Source organism: Streptomyces sp. NPDC019531 (assembly GCF_044903305.1).
GTDB lineage: Bacteria > Actinomycetota > Actinomycetes > Streptomycetales > Streptomycetaceae > Streptomyces.
In genome coordinates this window covers 25916-32222 of record NZ_JBJDQL010000066.1, presented here as the reverse complement: position 1 = coordinate 32222, position 6307 = coordinate 25916, and the positions used below count along the sequence as shown (strand labels likewise).

Sequence of the window (6307 nt, the reverse complement as noted above, 5' to 3'; positions counted from 1 at the left end):
ATCGCGCACATCAACGCGCACGCCACTTCGACCCCACACGGCGACATCGCCGAACTCCGAGCCCTGGAGAAGGTGTTGGGCGAGGACCTGGACCATGTCGCCGTCTCCGCCACCAAGTCCATGACCGGTCACCTGCTCGGTGGCGCGGGCGGTGTCGAGACCGTCGCCACGGTGCTGGCCCTGCACCAGCGGGTGGCTCCCCCGACCATCAACATCACCGACCTCGACGACGAGGTCGACCCCTCCCTGGTCTCCGCGGCCCCCCGGCCGCTGCCGGACGGCCCGGTCGTCGCCCTCAACAACTCCTTCGGATTCGGCGGCCACAACGTGATCCTCGGCTTTCGCACACACGGGTGACGGCCGAAGCCGCGGCTCACGTCCTTGAGCTAAGAGCCGCTACACGCGCCACGATTGACGACCGGAAGTAGGAGTGTCGGCGGCTTCGCCAGATGTGCCACGGAGGCGGGCGCTCTCGCGACGTGGGGCGAGGATGTAGGCGGCCGTCGTCCCTCCCACCTGGCCGTCGACCTGCCTTCTGAACAGCCGACTGGCGTATCCGCGCTGTCTTCACCTGTGGCACGTCCGGTGCCGGGGCACCCTGGTCCGGCCACCGGTCCGAGCGTCCCGACGGACCCGAGCAATCGGCGACCAGATCCGCGTCGAGGGCCTCGCCGTCGTCGAGCCGCACTCCCGTCACGCGGTGTGCTCCGCCGCACAGGCCGCTTACCGCGCGGTTGGGGAGGATCGTCACCTCGGGTGCCGAAGCGATGCGCCGACGCAGCACCAATTCCAGGAGCGGCCGGGTCACGGTGAGGAAATGGCACCGCGAGGTGACGCGCTGGAAAGCGTGGCCGTACTGGACCACGCGTGCCTCGACGCGGTGATGCAGCCGTGCGCCACCGACCGCGACGAGTTCCGCGGTGATGCCGGGAAACCATTCCTCCGTGGCGTCCTGACCGGTTACCAGAATACCGTGGGCGTGCCGTCCCTGGGGCACCGCCGAGCGGAACTCCGGCCCGTCTGGAAGATCGTCTCGGTGCAGGACCAGCACCCGGTAATCGGATCTGCTCGCCAGCCCCCGGGGCGGCACACAGCCCCGCGATGCCCGCGCCGATCACCACGGCCCGCCGCCGCTCACTCATCCCACAGCCTCTTGAAGCGTGTTCCTCGCGGCTCCCCGCGAGGCGGCAGCGTCTCCGACCGTTCTTGCCGTTCCCGTCCGCCCATGTTCGTGAACCGAGTGCCGGAAACGGCCGTTGTGAGTTGTGAGCAGAGCCGGCCCGGAGAAGCTTCCGCTGTATCTGCGCCCGGGCACTGGCATCCGACGCGATAAGGAAAGAGACATGACCGCGGCCACTACTCCGTCCCGCGCTTCGACCAGGCGCAATTATCCCCGCCAGACCGCAACGTCGCCGCGACCCTCTCTCCAGCAGTACAAGCAAAGTTGATACTACGCGAGCAATGGCGGATAAGCAATCATGACTTGAGCCCTTCCCGGCCGCCAAATCCCCCAACATTGCTCGAATGAGCAATGAGATGGAGAACCAACGGCTCAATTGAGCATCGCACTTCCGAAATCGAGACGAAAATGGCGTTACCGTCATGCGCTTCAGGGGGCGGCGTCCTGGCCGCGAGAAGGATTCACCACCCGGTCGATCACTCAGCGAATGGCTATCAACGTGTCCGGTCACCAATTCCCGACTGATCGAGTCCTTCTGACGGCTACACGTGCCGTTGCGACTGTCACTTTCTCGGCCCACCACACCCAAGCCGGTTTCTAGCCATGCTAGGTTGACGCCCGCGCCCCCAGAGGAAGTAGAGCAGATCCTGCAGTCTCACGGAGGCGGAAATCCCCCTATGCCTTCACCACGTCCTTCTTTGGGTGCCCGGAAACCGCAGCTGCTGAGTTTTCGCTGCTTCCAGCCACGCTTCACGCCACGCTTTCGGCACTCAAAGCCCCACCAACTGGAAAGCGCATAAGCAAGTGATGAGAGCCTTTCAGAGTTTCGGCCCCCGACTGGCCATCTCCGCTATGACGATCGTGCTGAGCACGCCCGGACTGGCCCTCGCCGACGAGGCGGCCAACGGCAAGGACACCCAGTACTACATCTCGCTCGGGGACTCCCTGGCCACCGGCTACCAGCCGGACGTGGACAAGGACACCGACCTCGCCTACACCGACCAGCTCTACGCGCAGCTCAAGCAGCGCACCCCCGGACTGAAGCACATACGCCTCGGCTGCACGGGTGAGACCACCGAGTCTCTGATCAAGGGCGGAAAGTGCGACTACCCGCACGCCAAGTCCCAACTGGACGCCGCCCTGAAGGCCATGGCCCAGCACCACGGCAAGGTCGCCTACGTGACCCTCAGCGTGGGTGCCAACGACATCCAGGCATGCGTCAGCCCGGCCGGTACCCCCGACGGGGCGTGCCTGAACAGCGCGAGCCAGACCATGGGCAAGAACCTCGCCCAGATCGCGGGCGCGCTCCGCGAGGCGGGCGCGAAGAACACCCAGTTCGTGGGCTCGACGTACTACAACCCGTTCCTGGCGAACTGGCTGCTGGGTGCGAAGGGGCAGCAGGCCGCCAAGGAGTCGGTACCCCTGGTCGAGGGCGGCAACTCGGCAATCACACAGGTGTACAAGTCCGCCGGCTTCAAGGTGGCGGACTTGGCCGGGGCCTTCTCCTCGGACAACTTCACCACCCTGGTGAACGTGCCCGGCGCGGGCGAGGTACCGGCAAACGTGGCCAAGATCTGTCAGCTGACCTGGGCGTGCACGCCGAAGAAGGACCCCCACCCCAACGCCGACGGCCACAAAGTGATCGCAGGCGCCGTCGCGGCGGTGCTCGCCAAGAACGACGCGGCCGGTGCGGGCGCGTCCCCGGACTCCAGTGAGTCGACCACGCCCGAGCCCGGCAAGGACACGGGGGCGAACCACCCGACCACGGACGGAGATCTCGCCGAGACCGGCGCGTCGAGCAGCGCCCCCGTCCTCGCGGGTGCCGGTCTCGCGGTCGTGGTGGCCGGCACCGCCGCGGTCTACTTCGCGCGCAGGCGCCGTACGAGCGCGCTGACGGAGAGTCAGTAGGTCCCACTGGAGCAGCAGGCCGCTCGCGGTGTCACGGGCGGCCTGTTCGGCTCGGCTACGGGCGGCCGGGTGCCTCAGCACCGTCGGACTCCGTCGCCCGCCGTTCCGCCAAAGGGAACGCGCATAGTGTTCGGCGTAGCGGCGAGCTGTCGGGCGACCGCCCGCAGGACGTCGTCGGCCTGCCTTGCCGGGCATCGGCGTTGAAGGCACTTACCCGCCGCTTATAGACCTGTGAGTCTCTTGGGGATGCCGCGTAGGAGCAACGTCCCCCCAAACTCCCCGCTGTTGCACATCCTGTGAAGGGCAGCCGTGTCCATATCCTCCCGCACCGCACGCGCGGTGTACTTCCTCGGCATCGCCTCCGCCACCGCCGCGCTCGCGCTCGGCGCCGCCGGAAACGCGCTTGCCTGCAACATCCGTGACTTCTCGGCCGTCGCGTCCTGCGACGACAACGGGAAGGGCATCATCACCGTGACCGACACGGACTCCACCGGCAAGGAAGCAACCGTGTCGGTCTACCTGAAGTCGAATGGCGCGGACGCCCGGAAGGCCGGCGAGCAGACGGTCACCGGCACCAGCCAGGGCGCCACCATCACATTCTCCGAGGCCTGGGCTCCGAACGCCGAGTACCGCGTCCGCGTCACCGTCGAGGGTGTCCTCGACGAGGACATCTCGCCGAACCTGACGACGCCCTCCAATGCCTGCACGACCTCGGAGACCACCCCGTCGGCTTCGACCACTCCGTCCGCCTCGGAGACGCTGTCCTCTTCCGCCACCCCGTCGACGTCGGAGACCACGGCCCCCGCCACCACCGGGGACACCACCCCTTCACCCGCGGCCGGCACCTCGGACCTGGCAGAGACCGGTGCCAGCTCCAGCACGCCCCTGATCGCCGGGATCGCCGGTGTCCTGGTCGTCATCGGCGGCGCGATGTACTTCGGCATTCGCCGTCGCGGCACGTCGAAGACCAACTGACGCCTGGAACAGAACTGCACGGACTCGACGGCCCGCCCCTGCCTGGGACGCTGTTGGCGAATCCGCCGGTGCCGGGTGATCCTCCCGCGGAGTGTGCCGGTTGTTCCGGAAACCGTCACACTCCGCGCACCGTTTGCCCAGCGGCCCGCGGTCCCCGGCGGCCCGTGTGCATCGCCCGCGGAATGCGCCAACAGCATCCTGTCTGGGGCGGGCCGTCGCGCATGCCGGGCCGGGGGGGCGCCGACCGTCTTTGACGACAGTGCCCTGATGTTGCCTACGGTGAGAGGGACAGGACCATCTCCGTGAGACCGGTCGTGTCCAGGTGGTACGCGATGCCGGTCACCTCGACCGTGTCGCGGTGCCGTTCGACCGCTGAGGGCAGTTCATCCACCTCGCCGCCCGATCTGGCCATCACAATGCTCGAGCAGACCCGGGCGGGCTGGGTGCCGTTCTGCTGGGTGCTGGCGGATGCCCGGCTACGGCCGTGGCCCGCAGCTTCGAGCCTGGTGCCACGGGCGGAAGGTGCCATACGTGTTCGGTCGAGTACACCCGCACCCGTCTGAGGAGACACCCCGACTACGGGTACGTCAGGCCGCACGATATTTCCGAAATACCCCCAGATTACGTTGCACTACCACGTCGATCAAAACTCGCATGAACCACGGTGAACGTAATGCGTCTAGAGAAGGGACCGGCCATCTCACGGTCGGTTCGTCTCCGACATGGAAGGCACTGAAGACCGTGCTCATGCGCATCAAAACCACGATCGGCGTCACCTCCGCAGGCATACTCGCGGCTGTACTGATGTCGGCACCCGCAGCTCATGCCAGCCCTCTCAACTTCCAGTCCTGCAACAAGACGTCTTCCCAGGAATTCGTCCAGTTCCCCTACCGAGGGGAATGGTCTTCGACCATCATCGAGCCCGGCAAGTGCTGGCAGACCTCGCTGGTTGGGAACACCAACGAGGAAGCTGTCGGCTACCGAAAGGTCAACGGGTACTGGCTGGCCGTGGCTACCAAGTACTTCAACGACTCCGCAGGTTTCACTGAGTTCGACTTCTGATCACGGCGGAAGCGACGGCATGGCGAAGTCGTCCCACTGAATGCCGCCACTCAAAGTGGCGGCATTCAGTGGACCCTTCCTGAGCGGAACAGCCGTCTCGTTCGCAGGGCAAGGGAGCCCAAGGACGTCGGACGCGGCCATCAGTCCGCCGCATCCCGAAGCGCCTCTCGTCGGCTCCGCCGAGTGCTCGCACAGCGTGAGCGCAGACGCTGGTTCTCTCGCTCCCTGAAGCCGAAGGCGTTGCGTGCTTCGAGCTTGATGAGGCGGTTACTGCCTTCGGAGGCAGCGTTGGTGATGCCGGTGGTCAGGTAGGTCTCGATGCCGTCCCACCACTGCTCGATGGTCTCGGCGAGGGTGCGGAGTTCGGGCAGGTGGGCGTGGTCGGCGACGTGGGCGAAGAAGCGTTGGCGGGCGGCGGAGATCGTGGAGCGGTCGGGGGTGACGTGGGTGCGGCTGACGGCCAGGTGGAGGAGGTCACGCAGGAGTTCCTTGGCCTGCCAGGCCGCGTAGATCTGCCGGCCGTAGGTGCCCATGTACTCCAACTCGGCTTCAAGGATGGCGGGTTGATCCTCGGCGAGGTCCTCTTTGTTGCGGCGCAGGGGTTTACGGACGGTAATGATGCTGTCGCCCTTGCGAGCCCGGAGACTATGTTGTTTCCATGTGAGGCGGCGGCGCAGGTCGGCGAGGTTGCGCTGGGCGAGTTGCACGATGTGGAAGCCAGTCGACGACCACGGCCGCGTGTGGCAGAGCGCGTGGATGGCGGCGCGGAAGGTGGAACACAGGTCGATGGCGACGTAGCGGATCTGCTCACGCCAGGAGGCGAGCTGGGCGTTGAGCCAGTCGGCGACCGATGTCGCGTTGCGGCCCTCGACCTGGCCGAACAGTCCTTGCCCGCCGATCGCGTCGACGAAGCCGATGTGCCAGGCGTCCTCGACCCGTTCCCACATGGCGGTGGAGAAGTTCTGCTTCCACACCGGTTTGCCTCTCCGGGTCTCGTCGATCCCGACCGCCTCGGTCGCGGGCGGCGTCTTGGGCAGGACCGTCGCGGCGTAGTCCTCGAAGCAGCGCTGCACGATGGGCCAGCTCAAGGACAGGTCGCGGCCGGCCTGCACGACGGTGCGGGAGCCGTCGCAGACCGCGGCCCCCGCCGCCCGGCGCAGGGCGATGGTGGTGCGCATCCCG

General features: G+C 66.8%; 5 protein-coding genes and 1 pseudogene. 4 read left to right on the top strand and 2 right to left on the bottom strand.

What is annotated here, in order from left to right; translation table 11 throughout:
• The 3 genes and pseudogenes from ACI2L1_RS41635 to ACI2L1_RS41625 form a co-directional block, all read left to right on the top strand.
• Positions 1-357 (top strand): annotated as a pseudogene (locus ACI2L1_RS41635) (beta-ketoacyl-ACP synthase); the annotation flags it as partial.
• 1675 nt (positions 358-2032) lie between these two features.
• The gene (locus tag ACI2L1_RS41630) at positions 2033-3088 is read left to right on the top strand and encodes an SGNH/GDSL hydrolase family protein (RefSeq protein WP_404744680.1); all 1056 of its coding nucleotides are present in this window, start codon (positions 2033-2035) and stop codon (positions 3086-3088) included.
• Positions 3089-3397: 309 nt separating this feature from the next.
• A complete protein-coding gene (locus ACI2L1_RS41625; RefSeq protein ID WP_404744679.1) occupies positions 3398-4063 on the top strand; it encodes an LAETG motif-containing sortase-dependent surface protein in 666 nt (221 codons plus the stop codon).
• Between the two features lie 274 nt (positions 4064-4337).
• Here the strand turns inward: ACI2L1_RS41625 and ACI2L1_RS41620 are convergent, their stop codons facing one another.
• Complete coding sequence (locus ACI2L1_RS41620; protein WP_404744678.1) at positions 4338-4592, bottom strand: hypothetical protein; 255 nt, start codon at positions 4590-4592, stop codon at positions 4338-4340.
• A 125-nt stretch (positions 4593-4717) separates the two neighbouring features.
• Here ACI2L1_RS41620 and ACI2L1_RS41615 point away from each other — a divergent pair, with 125 nt between their 5' ends.
• Positions 4718-5125 carry a hypothetical protein gene (locus tag ACI2L1_RS41615; RefSeq protein ID WP_404744677.1) on the top strand — a complete coding sequence of 136 codons (408 nt, stop codon included), beginning with the start codon at positions 4718-4720 and terminating at the stop codon, positions 5123-5125.
• Between the two features lie 140 nt (positions 5126-5265).
• Here the strand turns inward: ACI2L1_RS41615 and ACI2L1_RS41610 are convergent, their stop codons facing one another.
• Positions 5266-6303 (bottom strand): transposase, encoded by a 1038-nt coding sequence (locus tag ACI2L1_RS41610; protein WP_404744676.1) that lies wholly within the window; start codon positions 6301-6303, stop codon positions 5266-5268.
• Positions 6304-6307 lie beyond the last annotated feature (4 nt).